Raw genomic sequence first — 18,188 nt, 5'->3', positions numbered from 1 at the left:
GGACTCGCGCACGAGATGATTTTTAACGCCGTATAGACGAGCGCAGGCAGTTTTCGTACAAAGCCTAACGAGAAAGCGCCATGCGTTCACCCACAACGGCGGCACCCAGCCAAAGCGGCAGGCTGACCACTATATAAACCAGCGCCATAGCTGGTTTGCCCACCTGCACCAGATACAGCGTCTCTAAGCTAAACAGCGAAAAGGTGGTAAAGCCCCCGCAAAACCCGGCGACCAGTAACGGTTGCAAACGCGCGAGTGGGCTGTGGGGTGAGCGCGAGAAGGTGGCAGCCAACCAGCCGATTAAACAAGAACCCAGCACGTTGACGATAAGTGTTCCCCACGGGAAATAACCCCCTAATGCCGCCTGCGATAACAGCGAAACGCCGTAACGTAGCACGCTGCCGACGCCGCTGCCGATGCCCACCGCAAGGTACGCTCTCCAGGCACTCATAAGTTCGCTCCTGACAGAGAAGCGCCTGATAACAACCAGCCAAAGGTGACCATGGCTAAGCCAAACAGCAGCGTGGCCCCTACATTCACGCTGGCGCGCAGTTGCTGGCCGCCTTGCCATAGCTCGATGGTCTGCAGGCTAAAAGAAGAAACGGTGGTGTAGCCACCCAGTAAACCGGCGACAGTGAACAGCCATAAAGGTGAGGGGGCGTTGGCGATACCTAGGCTGCCGAGTAGCCAGCCCGCTAGAAACGCGCCGCTGGCATTAACCGCCAGGGTTCCCCAGGGAAAGGCCTTACCGAGATAGCGGGCCAGTAGATTGGAAACCGCAAACCGCCCCATGCCACCCAGCGCGCCGCCGAGTGCGACTAACAGTACGCTTGTTAAGCCATCACTCATGCTTCCCCCTTAGGCGCTCAATAAATAGGCCGCCCAGTTTAGCATGTGCGTTTTATAGCGTCCGAAGCACGCAAGAGCGTTTTAGGGTGTCGCACGTCAATCAGTTGGTGTAGAAAAGGTCGAGAATATAACAACAATGTTGATGCCCCCGCTCAAGGAGAAGTACTCCATGTCAGATCGCGTGTTGGCCGCTATCGATAGTTCTCAGTTTTCAGAAGGTGTGTGTGATTATGCGGCCTGGGCCGCTAAAGCGCTGAATGCGCCGCTTAGTTTTATCCACACCGTCGATAATCATCACGCCCAGGTAACCGAGCCGGATTTAACCGGTAACCTAGGATTAGGTACCCGAGAGCACCTGCTGGAAAAACTCTCGGGTATAGAAGAGCAGCATGCCAAAGTCTCCCGTGAACGCGGGCGACTACTGTTAGACGCCGCCAAAGAGCGTGCGATAAGCGCGGGCGTTGCCGAGCCGCAGTGCTTGCAGCGCAACGGTACGCTGGTGGAAACGTTAGTCGAGAACGAAAAAGAGGTGCGCTTGCTGGTAGTCGGCAAGCGGGGCGAAACGGCGCACCAAGCCAGCGGCCATTTAGGCTCCAACCTTGAGCGTGTGGTGCGGGAAATGCACCGGCCGATTCTTATGGTGCCGAAACAGTTTACCCAGCCGCATAACGTGATGATGGCATTCGATGGCAGTAACACCGCGCGTAAAGGCGTGGAAATGCTGGCTAAAAGCCCACTATTTGAGGGCGCCACCTGCCACGTGGTGATTGTGGGTGCGGAAACCGCAGAAAACCGCTCGCAGCTAGCCTGGGCATTAGAAACACTGCGCGAGGCCGGTCACACTGCCGAAGGGGCCATCCGCTCTGGCGAAGTAGAAAAAACGCTACGTGCTTACAAACAAGAGAACGGCATTGATATGTTGGTGATGGGGGCCTACGGCCACTCGCGAATTCGCCACCTATTGGTCGGCAGTACTACCACCGCGATGCTGCGTAAAGCGCAGCTGCCGGTGTTGATTTTGCGCTAATCCATGTGAGAAATACCGAAAGTAGAGCTGGGTGTGCAATATTTGTCTTCGATACGCTTGCTGGCGACGTAGATGAATCCCTGCTTGAGTCAGGCTACATCGCCAGTTGAGGTTTAGGTGGCAGCGGCGGTTACAGCGTCAGCTCTGCTTCCTTGGAAGATAATCCCTTTGCCACCGTTTGATCGGTGAAATTGATACCCGCGATGATCGCCTTGAGCGATGCACTTACCGTATCGCTGTCCTCGGCTACCGCGCAGAGCCGCTGACCATCGATATTAAGCTGCACAAAGGCAATGGCATTGGCCTCGCTGCTGGCACCGAGAGAGTGCTCGCTGTAATCGATAATGCCTACGCTGCTGCCGGAGTGACGTTGCCACGCATCGGTAAACGCGGACATCGCGCCGTTGCCCTTGCCTGAAAGGCGTAGCGTTTCGCTACCTTGTTGCAGCGTGACTTCAATGCCTTCCTGCTGACCCTTGGAAAGCCGGTAGTCGACTAGCGAGAGCGGTGCTTCCTGGGTGAAGTGATCAAACATCACCTGGCGAATCATTTCGCTGGAGAGTTCGCTGGCGCGTTTTTCGCTCTCTTGCTGCACGTAAGGCGCCAAGGCCAGCATCATCCAACGCGGCAGGTTAATGCCGTAATCGCGTTCCAGCAGGAAGGCCATGCCCCCCTTACCGGACTGGCTGTTGACGCGAATGACGGCCTGATAGTCGCGACCGATGTCATGGGGATCAATGGGCAAATAGGCCACTTGCCACGGCTCGTCGGGCTTCTGGTGCTTGAGTGATTTACGGATCGCATCTTGGTGACTGCCTGAGAAAGCGGTGTAGACCATCTCGCCCACCCAGGGGTGGCGTGGGTGAATCGCAATCCCGGTGCACTCGTTGACGACCTGAATGATTTCATCAGGATTGGAAAGATCCAGCTCAGGATCAATGCCTTGGCTATAAAGGTTCATCGCCAGGGTGACGATATCCATATTACCGGTACGCTCGCCATTGCCCAGCAGGGTGCCTTCTACCCGCTCGGCACCGGCCAGCAGGGCAAGCTCGGCGGAGGCGACAGCGCCACCGCGGTCGTTGTGGGTATGCACCGAGATGATCACACTGTCGCGGCGGCTGATGTGCTGGCAGAAGTACTCAATCTGGTCGGCGTGATGGTGCGGCCCAGCCACTTCCACCGTGGTCGGCAGGTTGAGAATGCATTTGTTGTCCGGCGTTGGCTGCCAAACATCCAAGACTGCTTCGCAGACCTCCAGGGAAAAATCGATTTCGGTGCTGGAAAAGCTTTCCGGTGAGTACTGAAAGCGCCAGTCAATGTCCGGGTAACGGTCGGCGTAGGTCTTAACCCAGGTGGCGCCCTGTACCGCGATATCCACAATACCGGCGCGATCCATCTCAAAGACACGTTCGCGCTGAACCGTTGAGGTGGAGTTGTAGAGGTGAACAATGGCGCGTTTGGCGCCTACCAGCGAGGCAAAGGTCTTTTCGATCAGGTGTTCGCGACACTGCACCAGCACCGCAATGGTGACGTCATCGGGAATTTGATCCTCTTCGATCAGCCAGCGCACGAAGTCGTAGTCCGGTTGGCTGGCCGAAGGAAAGCCCACCATGACTTCTTTGATACCTACTTTAACGATCTGATGCCAGAAGCGCTGTTTCTGCTCAACGGTCATCGGCTCAAGTAACGCCTGGTTACCGTCGCGTAGGTCTTCGCTCACCCAGATCGGGGCGTGATCAAGGTCACGATCCGGCCATTGGCGATTGAAGGCAGGCACACGGGGCGCAGGGCGATATTTGCGATGATCAAAAGCAGACATGGTGGTTTCCTAATCGTAGCTGGGTGATTGAGTCGGCTGCTTGTGGCGACCGTGCTAACGTGTTCACTGCTTTTGGCAGCTTCCTTAGTGTAAAAGGTTTGCCGCGCTAGGTTCTTGCGAAGATAGGGTTAACAAGAACATAATTGGCATAATATATCGTTTTGATTAACTATTTTGGTAGGAGCTGCCTGTTATGTCCGTGTCGCCATTGGTGTTGGATCGTTTCGATCGTCATATCTTGGATATAGTGCAGCAGGAGGGGCGTATCAGTAATCAGGAGTTGGCCGACCGCATTGGGCTTTCACCTTCGCCGTGTTTGCGCCGGGTGAGGGCACTGGAAGAGCATGGCTTAATCCTGCATTACCGTGCCGAGGTAGATTCCCGCCAGCTGGGTTATCAACTGATGGCGCTTTTGCATATTTCCATGGATCAGCACACGCCGGAGCGCTTCGATAATTTTGAGCGCCATATTCGCGAGATACCCAACGTCATTGAGTGTTTGATTATTACCGGTCAGGCGGCGGATTTTCAGCTCAAGATTCTGGTGCGCGATATGGATGACTATCAGCACCTGCTCCTGCACGTGATCAACCGGATTGAAGGCGTGACGGGGGCGCACACCAGCTTTGTCCTGCGGCGGGTCTTTGAACATCGCCCGGTGCCTACCGATCGGCTTTGATAGCCTTAATGCTTTTGGCATGGTCAAAGGTAAGCTAAGCGGTTTAGACTGCTTTTTTTCTACTTATTGGGAGTTTGCACTATGACGATTCAGCGCCACGATACGAAAGCCCGCATGAGCCGTGCGGTGATTCACCAAGGGGTTGCCTATTTGTGTGGTCAAGTGGCTGGCCCTGAGGCCCGTAATGGCGATATTACCGCGCAAACCGAAAGCATGCTGGCGCGGGTAGATGCGCTACTGAAAGAGATTGGTTCAAGCCGTGAACAGTTGCTTAGCGCGACGGTTTACCTAAAAGACGGCAGCGACGTTGCTGCCATGAACGAAGTATGGGACGCCTGGGTACCGGTAGGCTACGCCCCGGCGCGCACCTGCGTGTGCGCACCGCTGCCAGCTGATGAGCTGAAAGTGGAAATTACCGTGACCGCCGCCGTCAGTGAGTAAACACTCACCACTCACTTGCCGGGCTTTTCCACCGGAAAGCGGGTGTCGCGTAGGCTGTCTTTGATTTTCTTGAGGTGGGGTAAGAAGTCTTCGCCACGCCTCAGGGTCACCCCGGTGGCCAGCGCATCAATCAGCGTTAATTGGATTACCCGCGAGGTCATCGGCATGTAGTGGTCGGTGTCTTCGGGCGTGGCCACTTCAAGCGTGGCAGTACACTCATGCGCTAACGGTGAATTGGGCGCGGTGATGCCCAGAACCACGGCGCCGGCATCCCTCGCCAAGCGGGCAATATCCACTAGTTCCCGGGTGCGGCCGGTGTAGGAGATAATCACTACCACATCACCGGTATGGCAGGCGGCGGCGACCATGCGTTGCATCAGCACGTCTATGTAGGCCATCACCGGCAGGTTGAAGCGGAAGAACTTGTGTTGGGCATCCTGGGCCACTGCGCCAGAAGCGCCCAAACCAAAAATGTGGATCTGTTTTGCCTGGGTGAGATAGTCGACCATGCGCTCGATGGCGGCCATGTCGATTTCACGCTGTGCTTCGTCTAGTGCGGCTATGGTGGCGCCAAAAATTTTTTGAGTGTACTGGGTGGCGGTGTCGCCGGGCTCCACGGCCCGGGTGACATAAGGCGTGCCACCGGCCAAACTCTGAGCGAGTTTGATTTTGAAATCAGGGTAGCCTTTGGCGCCAAAGTTGCGGCAAAAACGGTTTACCGTGGGCTCACTAACGCTTGCCGCCTGCGCTAGGCTGGCAATGCTAAGGCTGGTAGCGACCGTCGGGTCCTCAAGAATTACATTGGCGACTTTACGCTCCGAGCGGTTGAGTTCTTCTAAACGTTCGCGTAAGCGGTCAAGTAAGTCATGAGCCATTAACGGCCTCCCTAGGAGAAGTAGAAAGAAGCGGCTGCCATTCGCTGCACCAGGTCACAAAGGCCTCGGCAGGCAGCGGGCGAGCGTAAAAGTAACCTTGTGCAGCCTCACAGCCAATCGAGCTTAAATACGCCGCTTGGGCGGAATTTTCGATGCCTTCTGCCACCACATCGCAACCTACACTATGTGCAAGCTGGGTAATCGTTTGCGCCAGTTGGCGATCAATGGCGCTGGTTTCCAGATCCATCACAAAGGCACGATCGATTTTGAGTGTCGAAAAGGGCAGCGTTTTAATATACGCCAGCGACGACTGGCCTGTACCAAAATCATCAATAGCGACAGCGATATTCATTTTGGCCAGCTGCGCGAGCTGTTGGCGAGCGTGATCCATATCGCTCATCAGCCCGGATTCTGTCACTTCCAGAGCAAAAAAGCGCTGGGGAATCTGCTGCTCTTCAAGCCGCGCCAGTAGCTGTTGGGCAAAGTCTTTACGCGTTAGCTGGCGTGCGGCCACGTTGACGGCAATATGGAAGTCATCATTGAGCAGCCCTTGCGCCCGCCAAAGGTTGATGTAGCGCATCGCCTCATTGAGCACCCAGTCACCGATGGCAAGAATATCACCGCTGGCTTCTGCCAGTGGAATAAACTCGCCTGGGGAGATAAGACCGAGCTCTGGATGGTGCCAGCGCAGGAGTGCTTCTGCGCCTATAATTTTGTGATCGGCCAGCGATAGTTTGGGCTGGAAAGCGAGCGACATTTCACCTCGTTCGGTGGCGCCGCGTATCGCCTGCTGAATATGTAGCTGATGGCGCTGCTTCTCCTCAATCGCTGGCGTATAGCATTGGATGCGTAGCGACCCTTGGGGCGGCAACGCTAAGGCGGCCATATGCACCAGGCGTTCAGTCTCAAAATGGCCCGTTTCACCGCTAATCCCGATACGTGCGCTAAGGGGAAGCAGCAGCTCATCCAACGCCTGATCCTGCTCAAAGCAGCTCAACAGCTGTTCAGCCAGTTGCGTCAGCTTGGCTGAATCTGCCGTTGGTGTGATAACCAGGAGTTCGCTGCCACCCCACAAGCCGAGCAGGCAATCAGCGCTAAGCTGTTGTCGCAGCTGCTGGCTAATGTGACGCAGCAATTGGTCGGCGACCTGGTAGCCGTGCAGGCGCACCACATCATCTAATTTATCAAGCGCAATAAACAATACCCCTGTGCCGGAGGCTTGAAGGGCTGCCGCTTGCAATGCCTGGTTTAATCCGCGGCGATTGGGTAATTGGGTAATTGAGTCAGTGCGCGACTGGCTATCAAGCTCTTGGGTGCGTTTAGCGACCGTCAGTTCTAACGTGTCGACCTGCTTATCGCGTATTTGATAGCGGTGCTCAATGTTCAACGTATTGCGTATACGCTGCAGGACTTCATCCTGCTTAAAGGGCTTGGTGATAAAATCACGAACGCCCAAAGCGAGAGCGCGTTGACGGGTGGCATCATCGATTTGCGCGGTGAGCACAATGATCGGAGGCATCTGCTCTTCAAAGTGGGCACTCAACTGCTCAATAACCGCGTAGCCGTCTAAGTAGGGCATACGGATATCCAGCAGTAGCAGGTCAGGCATCTGCAACTGACAGTGGCCAAGCACTTCCCGTGAATCATTAATACCGTGAACATTCTCGAAGCCATACTCGTCAAGTAGGTCGAGCAATAATTCGATATTAACCGTGTTGTCATCAATAACTAGCAGATGTTTTTCGGTAAGGCTCATGGCACCTCCCTTACCACAGGCGGTAAAAACTGGTGAAGCGTACGGCTTAGCTTCTCGATATCGATGGGTTTCGTCAGGTAATCAGCAAAACCGGCGGCTAAACCATAGCGAAGATCGCGATCCATCGCATTGGCCGACAGGGCAATCACATTAATATGCTGGAGTGCGGGGGTGTTCTGTATCTCCGCTAACGCTTGATAGCCATTCATACCGGGTAAATGAATATCCATTAACACTAAATCAGGCGGCGAGTGTCGCATGATTTCAAGCCCTAGTTCTGCACTGGACACCGTCTGAAGCTCAATATTGGGATAGTCTTCTATAATGTCATCCATCAACCGTTGGTTAGTTGGATTGTCCTCAATATAAAGCAGCTGGAAGATGTGCTCAGTCTCGTTGGCGGTCTCTGAGATTTCGCTAGGCAGCATGTTTTCTTGCGGTAGGCTCTGTTCGTTGATAGGTAACGTAAACCAGAAGCTGGATCCTTCTCCTGGTGCACTTTCCACACCGATTCGCCCTTGCATCCGCCCAATGAGTTCGCGGGTGATGGCTAAGCCGATACCCGTACCTTCCGTTGTGCTCTGCTCGGCATCAAGGCGATTAAACGGTTCAAATAGCTCATGTTGGCGCTCGGCAGCAATCCCTTTTCCCGAATCGGTAACGCTAATACATAGCTCATCGCTCTCTTGCGTTACTGCGATTTCGATAGTCCCGTAATGACTATTATATTTAATCGCATTGGAGAGCAGGTTAAGCAGCACTTGTTTGGTGCGGGTGTAGTCTGCGCTGACTTGCCAGTGGGGAGGGTGGGGTGTGCGAAGTAACGTAATACCCGCCGCTTCAATATTGGCCTCAAGCGTACTGCAAGCATCATCAATCACGTTGGTCACTACGATTGCCTCAATGGACAGCGTCAGATGACCTGCTTCTATTTTGGCGAGATCGAGTACCTCATTAATTAAACTCAGTAAATGAAGCCCGCTTTTCTCAATTTGTGTTACTTGGCGCTGCTGCTTTTCAGTCAGTGGGTCGCGCCGTCCTTTGGCTAGCAATTGAGAAAACCCAATGATGGCATTGAGCGGGGTGCGCAACTCATGGCTCATCGAGGAGAGAAATTCGCTTTTCGCCTGATTGGCTATTTCCGCTTGATCTCTGGCGTTAGCCAAATCTTTGGTGACCTCTTCGCGCTCTGCCATTTGGCTGTAAAGGTTGATCAGCAGAGCACAGGTATCGGTAAACGGCTGCAACCAATCCAGCAGTGCCTGATTGAGCGGCTGTTTACTATTGGCGATGGCAAACATGCCGATCAGCCGCTCGCCGCTGAATATGGGTACACCCAGGTAATTATGCAGCGGTGGGTGACCCGGGGGGAAACCGCCGCGTTTGACGTGACTATAAACGTCATCGGTCATAATCACTTCGCCAAACGCAAATACGCGGCCAAGCAGCGATTTGGGGTTGGTGAGGGTCATATCGCCGCTACGCAGTCGCTCCATCAGGAGGCGAGACTCTTCACTCCAGGACAGGTCGGTAATCGCATGGATTTTAAGCGCATTGGTGGTCGTGGTGGGCATTACTTCACCGATCAGCGCGTAGTCACTGTCGGTAAGGTCGCGAAGCGCCTCCATTAAGAAGGTCCATAGGCGTTTTCCCGACATTAATGCTTGATAGTCGGTAACGCCCTGGTGGAGCACTTTGAGCAAGTTCTGCTCTTTACGCATCCTGCGGTTGGCGTTGTAAACATCGGTTAAATCGGTGAGTACGCCTAAAAACTCGACCACTTTTCCGTGATCATCGTGGATGGCATTAATCGCGAGATGAACCGGTATGTAACGTCCCTCTTTATGTAATGCCTCGACTTCACGGCCACGCCCAATGACTTTGGGCTCGTGACCAGCAATATAGCGGGCGATAAACGAATCGTGCTGTGAGCTAATGTCTGGGGGAGTGAGCACAGCGACATTTTTTCCGAGTAGCTCGCTCTCTTCATAACCGAGGAGGTTCAGTGCGAAGGGGTTGATACCAATAATCAGGCCCGCGTGATCAATACGTATCTTGGCGGTGGCGCTTTTGTTGAATAGCGCCTCAAAACGGCGCGCGGTATGGGTAAGGTCCACCTGCAGCTTATGCTGGTGTAATAGCTCTTCTACTTGACCGGCCAAGCTACCGAGTAACATTAAGTCACGCTCGCTGAAGACGCGAGGCTGGCGATCAATGATACACAGTGTGCCTACCGGCATGCCATTTAATGGCCGTAGTGGGTAACCTGCGTAAAAGCGGATATGCGGCAGGTCGCCGACCAGTGGATTATCTCTAAAGCGCTCGTCGTGAAGCGTATCTTCGATCACCAGTGGCGCATCAAGTGCAATGGCATGGGCGCAGAAAGAGACTTCCCGGCTGGTTTCACAGGTATCAAGTCCCTGGTGCGATTTAAACCATTGGCGCTCTTGATCGACTAATGAAACCAGCGCAATAGGCACATCAAACAGGTCACGGGCCAATTGCGTCATACGCTCAAAAGCCGTATCGAGAGGGGTGTCGAGTACCTGTAAAGCATGCAAGGCCGCCAAACGCTGTGTTTCATTATCAGGTGTTTCTGTGGCTTGCATGACTATTCCAAAGCTGAGAATTAATAAAACATACCATAAGGGTTTTATGCCAATGTATAACTAAATATCGGACATTAACCCGTAAGCTTTAACCAAGCCCAATCAGTTTCATTAGCCAGCGCCGGTAAGGCGGATAAAGCATGTGGCTAGGTGTGCGTTTTGATTGATAAAAAATACTACGTAAATGACTAAATCGCTCAAAGCCGTGGCGGCCGTGATAGGCGCCCATGCCACTCTCTCCTACACCACCAAAAGGTAAAGATGGCACTGCGTGATGCAGCAGCGTCGTATTAAACACCAGTGCCCCAGAACGAGTGGTTTCCAGCAGCTGTTGCTGTAAACCTTTATCGTGAGTAAATGCGTAAAGGGCTAATGGGTGGGGGCGGGCATTCACAACGTTGATAGCTGCCGTTATATCACTGACACCAATCACCGATAGGCAGCGGTTAAACGTTTCTTCACGCATCACCTGAAGGCCTTGATGGGGATCGATAATCAGTGCAGGCGCATGCGGGCCGTAATCAATGATTCTACAGCCATGATCGTGGGCTTCTTGGAGCATGGCCTCTTGCCGCTGTTGATGAGCTGCATCAATGGGAGACGTGGCTGCGTGATCGTCGGGTCGCTGCTGCTGAATGGCGTGGCTTAACGCCTTAACCAAGCCGCTAATATGGCGGCTCTCTACCAGCACATAGTCAGGGGCAATACAGGTTTGTCCGCCGTTCATACCTTTGCCGAAAATAATCGCTGCGGCCGCTTGATCCAGGTCGGCATCGCCCGCCACGATAGCAGGCGATTTACCGCCCAGTTCTAGCGTGATTGGGGTTAAATTCGCCGCCGCCGCTTGGGCGACTTGCCGTCCCACCGCGGTAGAGCCAGTGAATATCAAGTGATCAAACGGTAAGCCGCTAAAACGACGCGCAACCTCCTCATCGCCCTCCACCACGTTGAACTCTTCAGGGGTAAAATATTGCGGTACTAATCGCTTCAGTAGGGCGCTGGTAGCGGGGGAGTGCTTGCTAGGTTTGAGTAACACCCTATTACCTGCTGCAAAGGCGTCAACCACCGGCATTAACGACAAACACCATGGGTAGTTCCAGGGTGATATCACGCCGACAACTCCTAGTGGCTGAGGCGCAATGCGAGCCCGTGCTGGCAGTAGCCGCCAGGGCATACTGACCGCCCAAGGGCGCATCCAGCGCCATAGATTGAGTCTTGCGTGACGAATGGCGTCTAGTACCGCGCTGATCTCGGCTATGCGTATTTCCACGTCGCTGCGCTGACCAAAATCGGTTTGAATCGCACGGATAATCTCTAGCTGGTGATGCTTGGTCATGCGCGCAAGGCGAGCCAGTCGTTCACGTCGCACCGTTAGCGTCGGGTAGGGCATTTGATCGGCAGCATGACGCTGCGTTTGGAAGTCACCCGTTAGGTCGCGCTTCATGGCCTCTCCTGTACGCCGCTATCGGCGTGAGTGATAAACGTGGGTATCAATGTCGGTATAGTTGGTCGGGTAGAGATGGTCGGTATAAACGGCTGACGACAATGATTAATGTAAACGGTTAATGCAGTCAGTTAGTGTAAAGTGGTGCTGGTAATTTATATTGCGTTAGCCCCACACTCCTTGGAAGGTGCTATGCCGTTAGATCCGCTGTCGCTCACTATTTTACCCACCATTGGGGCCGTCACGGCAAGCCAGTGGGATGCCCTCGTCGATAACGATCAGCCCTTTTTACGCCATGCTTTTTTACACGCACTTGAAGTCAGCGGCTCGGTCAGCGTGGCTACCGGCTGGGAGCCTTGTCATCTGAGTGTATGGCAAGGCGAGCAGCTAGTCGCGGCGATGCCCATGTACCGCAAGCATCACTCCTACGGTGAGTATGTGTTTGATTGGGGCTGGGCGGAAGCGTTAGAACACGCCGGTGGTCGTTATTATCCTAAAGCGCTTAGCGCGGTGCCGTTCACACCGGTACCCGGCGTGCGCACGCTGATTGCTGAACACGCCGATGCCACGGCAGTGCGAGCGTTTCTTGCCGAGGCATGGCGTGAACAGTGCACAAGCCAAGCCCTTTCAAGCTGGCATTTGCTGTTTGCCAATGAAGCGGATGTCACCGCTTGGCAGGCACAGTGCCCCGAGCTTATCACCCGTGAAGGCGTCCAGTTTCAGTGGCGTGATCGTGGTTTTGGCGACTTTGATGGCTTCTTGGCCAGCCTGACCTCAAAGCGACGCAAAATGATCAAGCGCGAGCGGCGCTTAGTCGCTGAGCAAGGCTTAACGGTATCGCGTTTGGAAGGCGAGGCGATTACCTCCGCCGATATGGCACATTTCTATCGCTGCTATGCGATTACCTACCATGAGCGTGGTCGTCCGCCTTATTTAAACCATGATTTTTTTGAACAACTACGCCAAACCATGCCGGACGCGCTAGTGCTGGTACAGGCCCATAGTGAAGGCCGCCCGGTAGCCGCAGCGCTCTATTTTCGTGGCAGTAGCACGTTATATGGCCGCTATTGGGGAAGCGAGGTCGTCGCTGATTGTCTCCACTTTGAGGCTTGCTACTACCAGGGGATTGAGTACTGTTTGCAGCATGGCTTAACGCTGTTTGATCCAGGCACCCAGGGTGAGCACAAGCTGGTGCGTGGCTTTGCCCCTCAACGAGTGCGCTCGCTGCACTATATTCGCCATCCGGGGCTTGCTGCCGGTGTCGCCCAGTTTTGCCAGGAAGAGGGCGAGCATGTCAGCGCCTATCGCGAAGCGGCCCATCAAGCGCTGCCATTTAAGCAGTGATTTTAACGATCATTTACGCCGTCATTTAAGTCGATATTAAAACTGCTATTAAAACCGCTATTAAAACCGACATTAAAGTAAGGCGCGGCTCGCTGGTGTTGCCCCTTAATGGCATAATGCGCGCCGATAAGCGCTCTTTAGCGGATCAGCGCAGAGGTTGATTCAGCCAGTGCTTTTAATAAACCCAGCCGATATACCAAGGGAGAGCAATGATGCGCAAATGGCTAGTGATAACATTGCTCGCGGTGGTGGCACTGCTTCAATACGAATTGTGGCTAGGTAACGGCGGCTGGAGCGATTTACAGCGTGTGGAGCAACGTGTGGCGGTGCAAGAAGCGGCCAATGTACCCATGCGCGAGCGCAATGCGCGGCTGGCGGCCGAAGTGACGGATTTAAAAAACGGTTTAGACGCCATAGAGGAACGGGCGCGTAGCGATATGGGCATGGTGCGTACCGATGAACAATTTTTCTGGGTGCCTGGTGTGGCAATTGAGAATGAGCTGATCGGTATTAATGCGGGTCTGGTCGCTCCCCAGGAGCCGGCACAGTGAGCCAAACCTGGCTAATCGTTCCTGCGGCGGGCCAAGGTCGCCGCATGGGGGCAGACAAGCCTAAACAGTATTTAACCTTGGCCGATGAACAGCCGGTGTTGGCGCATACCTTGGCTCGGCTGCATCACGCCTTTCCCCACGCCCGCTTGGTACTCTGTTTAGATGCTGATGACCGCTGGTTTTCACCGGGCTGGGTACCTTTTGCGGACTGGCAGCGAGTACCCGGTGGCAACGAGCGAATGGACAGCGTGTTAAATGCGCTGCACGCCATGACGGCCGAGGGTGACGATGTAGTGATGGTGCATGATGTGGCACGTCCCTGTATTACCGTGAACGACCTGCAGGCGCTCTATCAAGCCGCTTCGACACACCCCGCTGGCGCGCTCTTGGCGATGCCGGTAGCCGATACCATGAAGCGTGCCGATAACCAGAGCCTGAGCTCGCGAACAGAACCCCGGGATGGCTTATGGCATGCGCTAACGCCCCAAGGTTTTCGTTACGCGCTGCTGCGGCGTGCACTGGAAACCGCCCGCCAGCAGCAAACACTGGTAACTGATGAAGCCTCGGCAGTCGAAGCCCTGGGCGAACGGCCGCAATTAGTAAGCGGGCGGCGCGACAACCTGAAAATTACCCACCCAGACGACTTAGCGCTGGCAGCTGCGATTATGGCGGCCCAAGCCGCTAACCTGCCTGACAGGCTTTAATCATTAGGAGCTTAGTAATGCGTATTGGCCACGGATTCGATGTCCACCGTTTCGGCCCCGGCAATCACCTGATGATCGGTGGCGTTAAGCTGCCATTTGACCATGGCTTCGTGGCGCACTCCGATGGCGATGTGCTGCTGCACGCTGTGAGCGATGCGCTGTTAGGTGCCTGTGCGTTGGGCGATATTGGCCGTCATTTTCCCGATACCGACCCAACGTGGGCGGAGGCTGATAGCCGCGAACTGCTGCGCCATGTGGTCACTCTTATTCAGGGCCAGGGCTATGGCGTGGTCAATCTGGACGCCACGCTAATGGCGCAAGCGCCTAAAATGGCGCCTCATGTTGATGCAATGCGGGCCATCATTGCCGCTGACTTAGGCGTCGCGCTTAGCCAGGTTAACGTTAAAGCCACCACTACCGAGCGGCTGGGCTTTACCGGGCGCGGTGAGGGTATTGCTGCTGAGGCAGTGGTGCTACTAGACCGTGCAGAGGCGCTTAATGATTAATATGCCTGTCTGGCAGCGTTGCTTAGATCCTCTGTTCGGCCCGCCTAAAGCCGGTCAATACCGTGCTCAGGCGGAAGACTTCTGGGTTGACGAACAGTTGGATTTTACTCCCGAGGCGCACGGGGAACACCTGTGGTTGCGGGTTGAAAAACGTAACCAATCCACGTTAGAAGTGGCTAAGTTGTTAAGTCGGCTTTGTGACGTAACACCCCGTGATATTGGTTACTCCGGGATGAAGGATCGTATTGCCGTGACCCGCCAGTGGCTGAGCGTGCATCTGCCAGGGCGCGATGCGCCGCCTGACTTAGAGCAATCGCTTAATGCCCAGGGCATCACGGTGGTTGAGCAGGCGCGCCACCCGCGTAAGCTTAAGCGCGGGGTTCACCGCACTAATCGATTCGTCTTACGCCTAAGCGGTAAGGCCATAGCAAGCGACGACTTTATCAGCCGCTGGGAAGCGCTTTGTCAGTCTGGTGTGCCCAACTATTTCGGCCCCCAGCGCTTTGGTCATGAAGGGCATAATCTTCAGCGCGCAGAAGCACTACTTAACAGAGGTTGGCGTAAACGGGACGACCGTCAAGGTATGATGCTTTCTACCGCGCGCAGCTTTTTGTTTAACGAACTGCTCAGCACTCGCGTTGCGGATGGCACTTGGACGCAACCCCTGGCAGGCGACACCTTAATGTTGGACGGCACGCAAAGCGTGTTTGGTATTGAAGCCACCGATGCGACGCTTCAGGCCCGCGCCATGGCGCTGGATGTGCATCCAACGGGGGTGCTCTGGGGCGTTGGCGAAGCCGGTCAGGGTGACGCTGCTAGCTATGAAACGTATTTGCAGCAGCAGTATCCTGGCTTGTGTAGTGGTTTGGAGCGCTGCGGGGTTAAGCAGGCACGCCGTGCGCTGCGGATGCGGCTGCTGGAACCACAGCTTACTTGGGAAGCTGATGCCGTACGGCTTTCGTTTGCGTTGCCTCGCGGTAGCTTTGCTACCGCTGTGCTTGGTGAGCTGATAGAGATGAGTGGATAGCGGTGGGCGACGTCAGTCGTCAGAACGGTTATAAGTCGTCAGAATAGCTATAAGACGTTAAAAAGTTTACTAAAAGTGATGGATAGGAGTTGTCACCTTTCGCGTTTATGCTGTGTGCTTATGACGCTGGCGCTAATGACTCTTGTGCATATAACTTGTGCATATAAAAAAGGGAGAGCCACTATGCGGCGACTACTGCTTTCAAATGATGACGGTGTTTACGCGCCTGGGTTGCGTGCGCTACACGATGCGCTGCTGTCGCACGCCAATATGCGCGTGGTGGCGCCTGACCGAGACCGCAGCGGTGCCAGTAATTCGCTTACCTTGTCACGGCCGCTTTCATTGACGGCGCTTGATAACGGCTTTTATAGCGTTGATGGTACCCCTGCCGACTGCGTCTATTTAGGCGTTCACGGTGTATGGGATGAAAAACCTGATTTAGTGATCTCAGGGATTAATCACGGCAGTAACCTGGGCGACGATGTGCTCTATTCCGGCACCGTTGCGGCGGCGATGGAAGGGCGCAACCTAGGCATGACCGCGATTGCCATGTCGCTATGCGGCGAGCGCCACTTCGCTACCGCCGGAAGAGTGGCCGCCACCTTGATTGGCGCCGCGGATCAACTCTCGCTACCGCCGCGTACGCTGCTTAACGTCAATGTCCCCGATGTACCCTGGGAAGAGATCAAAGGCGTTAAAGTTACCCGCCTTGGGTACCGCGGACCAGCCGAAAAACCGTTGCCAGTACAAGACCCGCGGGGGCGTACCCGCTATTGGATTGCGCCGGTAGCAGCCAATGCCGATGATGGTGAAGATACCGATTTTGCCGCTGTTGAAGCGGGCTTTGTATCGATTACACCGTTACAAACAGACCTGACGCGCCACCCCGCGCTTAACGATGTGCAGGATTGGTTGGATGTTTTTGCCTGATATCTCCCCTGCTGAGCTGCGCGGTCGCGGTATGACCTCACAGCGTACCCGAGACCGAATGGTCGAGCGCCTCATGCAGCAAGGCATCAACGATGCCCGCGTGCTAGAGGTCATGGCCAGTGAACCGCGTCATCTGTTTGTGGATGAGGCGCTGGCGCACCGCGCCTATGAAGATACCGCCTTACCGATTGGCTTTGGCCAAACGCTATCGCAGCCGTTCATTGTGGCGCGGATGACCGAGCTCGTGTTGCGCGCCGGGCCCCGCCGGGTATTGGAACTGGGCACCGGGTCTGGCTATCAAACGTTAATATTGTCGCGCTTGGTAGAAGAGCTCTACTCCATTGAACGCATTGGTGCGTTGTACGAGCGTGCGGCTGAGCGGTTACGGCGGCTTACGGCCCCAGCCACACTAGCAGTGGCGGATGGAGGCTATGGTTGGCCTGAAGTGGCACCGTTTGATGTTATTTTGCTAACCGCCTGCGCTCATACATTGCCCACATCGCTACTAGAGCAATTGAGTTACGACGGGGTGTTGATCGCCCCCTTGGAAGATCCCGATGGCAGCCAGTGGCTTACTCAGGTAAAGCGCATCGGCAGTGCCTTTGAAAAACGGCGGCTTGAGCCCGTACGTTTTGTACCTTTACTACAAGGAGTAGTGGATTGAAGCGGCAACCCTTGGGAATATTTTTACGTGGCGCAGGGATGGGCGCCGCCGATGCGGTACCCGGTGTGTCGGGAGGTACGATTGCGTTTATTAGCGGTATCTATGAAGAGCTGATTAACACCATCAAGCAATTTGGCCCAAGTGCGATTGGTGTATGGCGTCAAGGTGGCTGGAAAGCCCTGAGTCTCCATTTGAACCTAGCCTTTCTGGTACCGCTATTGGCAGGTGTTGCGGTTAGTCTATTTAGCGTTGCGCATTTAGCACTATGGTTGATGGAAGCGCATCCACTACTGTTGGACGGGTTCTTTTTTGGCCTTGTAGCGGCCTCCGCACTGGTGGTCGGGCAGGCAAGTAGCGGCTGGAAACTATGGTATCTGCTGCCATTGTTGGTGGGGTTAGTGCTCGCCCAAGCGTTGCCAGGCATGATGCCGCTGGTGCTGCTGCTGGGCAACGAGGCGCTGGTAGTGATGGTGGCAGGCTGCATTGCCATCAGCGCCATGCTCCTGCCAGGGGTATCAGGCAGTTTTCTATTGCTGACAATGGGGCTCTACGGCACCATCATGGGAGCAATTCGCAGCTTTGATCTGGGCATTATTATTCTGTTTGGAATGGGCTGTGTGGTGGGTTTAGCGTTGTTTTCACGCTTGTTGTCCTGGTTGTTACGGCGCCACCATACCTCGACCATGCAACTGCTACTGGGGTTTATTGTCGGTTCGTTACCGGTTCTCTGGCCATGGCGTGAACTGTTACGCTATCAAATAGGGCCAGAAGGGCAAATGATCCCTTTGGAGCACCGTTATTTGTTGCCCGCTGACTATGCCGTATTGACCGGTGCCTCGGCACAAGTAGCTGGCGTTGTCGCGCTAATGGCCTTGGGGGCACTCATTGTTGTGTTACTCAACCGACACGCGGATCGTCGGCCCATCGATACCAAGCTTGGCGCTGAAAAGGAGTAAGGTT

At 54.8% G+C, this 18,188-nt stretch carries 18 protein-coding genes; 11 read left to right on the top strand and 7 right to left on the bottom strand.

Going from position 1 to position 18,188, the window contains the following annotated elements; genetic code table 11:
* Positions 1–64: 64 nt before the first annotated feature.
* Positions 65–451, bottom strand: coding sequence for a fluoride efflux transporter CrcB (gene crcB, locus ACWI0H_RS16075; RefSeq protein WP_101145199.1), 387 nt, complete (start codon positions 449–451; stop codon positions 65–67).
* On the bottom strand, positions 448–849 hold the full coding sequence (gene crcB, locus ACWI0H_RS16070; protein ID WP_101145200.1) for a fluoride efflux transporter CrcB: 402 nt from the start codon (positions 847–849) through the stop codon (positions 448–450). The genes crcB (ACWI0H_RS16075) and crcB (ACWI0H_RS16070) overlap by 4 nt, the downstream gene beginning before the upstream one ends.
* A 169-nt stretch (positions 850–1,018) precedes the next feature.
* On the opposite strand from crcB (ACWI0H_RS16070), the gene ACWI0H_RS16065 reads away from it, so the two are divergent.
* Positions 1,019–1,876, top strand: a complete 858-nt coding sequence (locus tag ACWI0H_RS16065; protein WP_101145201.1) for a universal stress protein — start codon at positions 1,019–1,021, stop codon at positions 1,874–1,876.
* 130 nt (positions 1,877–2,006) lie between these two features.
* On the opposite strand, the gene ACWI0H_RS16060 is transcribed toward ACWI0H_RS16065, so the two are convergent.
* Complete coding sequence (locus ACWI0H_RS16060) at positions 2,007–3,698, bottom strand: 2-isopropylmalate synthase (RefSeq protein ID WP_101145202.1); 1,692 nt, start codon at positions 3,696–3,698, stop codon at positions 2,007–2,009.
* Between the two features lie 193 nt (positions 3,699–3,891).
* Here ACWI0H_RS16060 and ACWI0H_RS16055 point away from each other — a divergent pair, with 193 nt between their 5' ends.
* Both ACWI0H_RS16055 and ACWI0H_RS16050 read left to right on the top strand, forming a co-directional pair.
* Positions 3,892–4,377, top strand: a complete 486-nt coding sequence (locus ACWI0H_RS16055) for an Lrp/AsnC family transcriptional regulator (protein WP_008956313.1) — start codon at positions 3,892–3,894, stop codon at positions 4,375–4,377.
* A gap of 81 nt (positions 4,378–4,458) precedes the next feature.
* Positions 4,459–4,818: a RidA family protein gene (locus ACWI0H_RS16050; RefSeq protein ID WP_485873942.1), complete on the top strand. Its 360-nt coding sequence runs from the start codon at positions 4,459–4,461 to the stop codon at positions 4,816–4,818.
* An 11-nt stretch (positions 4,819–4,829) separates the two neighbouring features.
* On the opposite strand, the gene ACWI0H_RS16045 is transcribed toward ACWI0H_RS16050, so the two are convergent.
* From ACWI0H_RS16045 to ACWI0H_RS16030, 4 genes are all read right to left on the bottom strand, one after another.
* The gene (locus ACWI0H_RS16045; RefSeq protein WP_008956315.1) at positions 4,830–5,693 is read right to left on the bottom strand and encodes a MurR/RpiR family transcriptional regulator; all 864 of its coding nucleotides are present in this window, start codon (positions 5,691–5,693) and stop codon (positions 4,830–4,832) included.
* On the bottom strand, positions 5,683–7,449 hold the full coding sequence (locus ACWI0H_RS16040; protein ID WP_176302454.1) for a two-component system response regulator: 1,767 nt from the start codon (positions 7,447–7,449) through the stop codon (positions 5,683–5,685). Before ACWI0H_RS16040 ends, ACWI0H_RS16045 begins: the two co-directional genes overlap by 11 nt.
* Positions 7,446–10,058 carry an ATP-binding protein gene (locus tag ACWI0H_RS16035; RefSeq protein ID WP_485873941.1) on the bottom strand — a complete coding sequence of 871 codons (2,613 nt, stop codon included), beginning with the start codon at positions 10,056–10,058 and terminating at the stop codon, positions 7,446–7,448. Before ACWI0H_RS16035 ends, ACWI0H_RS16040 begins: the two co-directional genes overlap by 4 nt.
* Before the next feature lie 88 nt (positions 10,059–10,146).
* On the bottom strand, positions 10,147–11,502 hold the full coding sequence (locus ACWI0H_RS16030) for an aldehyde dehydrogenase family protein (protein WP_485873940.1): 1,356 nt from the start codon (positions 11,500–11,502) through the stop codon (positions 10,147–10,149).
* A 192-nt stretch (positions 11,503–11,694) separates the two neighbouring features.
* Here ACWI0H_RS16030 and ACWI0H_RS16025 point away from each other — a divergent pair, with 192 nt between their 5' ends.
* The 8 genes from ACWI0H_RS16025 (at position 11,695) to ACWI0H_RS15990 (ending at position 18,184) form a co-directional block, all read left to right on the top strand.
* On the top strand, positions 11,695–12,846 hold the full coding sequence (locus tag ACWI0H_RS16025) for a GNAT family N-acetyltransferase (RefSeq protein WP_485873939.1): 1,152 nt from the start codon (positions 11,695–11,697) through the stop codon (positions 12,844–12,846).
* A gap of 212 nt (positions 12,847–13,058) precedes the next feature.
* Entirely contained in the window at positions 13,059–13,397 is a 339-nt protein-coding gene (gene ftsB, locus ACWI0H_RS16020; RefSeq protein ID WP_008956320.1) for a cell division protein FtsB, read from the top strand.
* Complete coding sequence (gene ispD / locus ACWI0H_RS16015; RefSeq protein WP_485873938.1) at positions 13,394–14,101, top strand: 2-C-methyl-D-erythritol 4-phosphate cytidylyltransferase; 708 nt, start codon at positions 13,394–13,396, stop codon at positions 14,099–14,101. Before ftsB ends, ispD begins: the two co-directional genes overlap by 4 nt.
* 17 nt (positions 14,102–14,118) lie before the next feature.
* Entirely contained in the window at positions 14,119–14,607 is a 489-nt protein-coding gene (ispF, locus tag ACWI0H_RS16010; protein WP_485873937.1) for a 2-C-methyl-D-erythritol 2,4-cyclodiphosphate synthase, read from the top strand.
* Positions 14,600–15,634, top strand: a complete 1,035-nt coding sequence (gene truD / locus ACWI0H_RS16005) for a tRNA pseudouridine(13) synthase TruD (protein WP_101145210.1) — start codon at positions 14,600–14,602, stop codon at positions 15,632–15,634. Before ispF ends, truD begins: the two co-directional genes overlap by 8 nt.
* 183 nt (positions 15,635–15,817) lie before the next feature.
* The gene (surE, locus tag ACWI0H_RS16000) at positions 15,818–16,564 is read left to right on the top strand and encodes a 5'/3'-nucleotidase SurE (protein ID WP_101145211.1); all 747 of its coding nucleotides are present in this window, start codon (positions 15,818–15,820) and stop codon (positions 16,562–16,564) included.
* On the top strand, positions 16,551–17,228 hold the full coding sequence (locus ACWI0H_RS15995; RefSeq protein ID WP_101145212.1) for a protein-L-isoaspartate(D-aspartate) O-methyltransferase: 678 nt from the start codon (positions 16,551–16,553) through the stop codon (positions 17,226–17,228). The genes surE and ACWI0H_RS15995 overlap by 14 nt, the downstream gene beginning before the upstream one ends.
* Positions 17,225–18,184 carry a DUF368 domain-containing protein gene (locus ACWI0H_RS15990; RefSeq protein WP_008956326.1) on the top strand — a complete coding sequence of 320 codons (960 nt, stop codon included), beginning with the start codon at positions 17,225–17,227 and terminating at the stop codon, positions 18,182–18,184. The genes ACWI0H_RS15995 and ACWI0H_RS15990 overlap by 4 nt, the downstream gene beginning before the upstream one ends.
* The last annotated feature ends 4 nt before the right edge of the window (positions 18,185–18,188 follow it).

It is taken from the genome of Halomonas sp. NYA30 (assembly GCF_976980765.1).
Note: the sequence above shows the minus strand (reverse complement) of the source record. Positions and strands in the feature narration are given on the sequence as shown.

Bases quoted from the DNA above. Each gene is read 5' to 3' on its own strand.
- ACWI0H_RS16065 (WP_101145201.1), top strand. From the start codon at position 1,019: ATGTCAGATCGCGTGTTGGCCGCTATCGATAGTTCTCAGTTTTCAGAA.
- crcB (WP_101145200.1), bottom strand. From the start codon at position 849: ATGAGTGATGGCTTAACAAGCGTACTGTTAGTCGCACTCGGCGGCGCG.
- ACWI0H_RS16035 (WP_485873941.1), bottom strand. From the start codon at position 10,058: ATGCAAGCCACAGAAACACCTGATAATGAAACACAGCGTTTGGCGGCC.
- ACWI0H_RS16060 (WP_101145202.1), bottom strand. From the start codon at position 3,698: ATGTCTGCTTTTGATCATCGCAAATATCGCCCTGCGCCCCGTGTGCCT.
- ACWI0H_RS16050 (WP_485873942.1), top strand. From the start codon at position 4,459: ATGACGATTCAGCGCCACGATACGAAAGCCCGCATGAGCCGTGCGGTG.
- ACWI0H_RS16030 (WP_485873940.1), bottom strand. From the start codon at position 11,502: ATGAAGCGCGACCTAACGGGTGACTTCCAAACGCAGCGTCATGCTGCC.
- surE (WP_101145211.1), top strand. From the start codon at position 15,818: ATGCGGCGACTACTGCTTTCAAATGATGACGGTGTTTACGCGCCTGGG.
- ACWI0H_RS16040 (WP_176302454.1), bottom strand. From the start codon at position 7,449: ATGAGCCTTACCGAAAAACATCTGCTAGTTATTGATGACAACACGGTT.
- ispF (WP_485873937.1), top strand. From the start codon at position 14,119: ATGCGTATTGGCCACGGATTCGATGTCCACCGTTTCGGCCCCGGCAAT.
- ACWI0H_RS15995 (WP_101145212.1), top strand. From the start codon at position 16,551: ATGTTTTTGCCTGATATCTCCCCTGCTGAGCTGCGCGGTCGCGGTATG.
- ACWI0H_RS16025 (WP_485873939.1), top strand. From the start codon at position 11,695: ATGCCGTTAGATCCGCTGTCGCTCACTATTTTACCCACCATTGGGGCC.
- ACWI0H_RS16045 (WP_008956315.1), bottom strand. From the start codon at position 5,693: ATGGCTCATGACTTACTTGACCGCTTACGCGAACGTTTAGAAGAACTC.
- ACWI0H_RS16055 (WP_008956313.1), top strand. From the start codon at position 3,892: ATGTCCGTGTCGCCATTGGTGTTGGATCGTTTCGATCGTCATATCTTG.
- ftsB (WP_008956320.1), top strand. From the start codon at position 13,059: ATGCGCAAATGGCTAGTGATAACATTGCTCGCGGTGGTGGCACTGCTT.
- truD (WP_101145210.1), top strand. From the start codon at position 14,600: ATGATTAATATGCCTGTCTGGCAGCGTTGCTTAGATCCTCTGTTCGGC.
- crcB (WP_101145199.1), bottom strand. From the start codon at position 451: ATGAGTGCCTGGAGAGCGTACCTTGCGGTGGGCATCGGCAGCGGCGTC.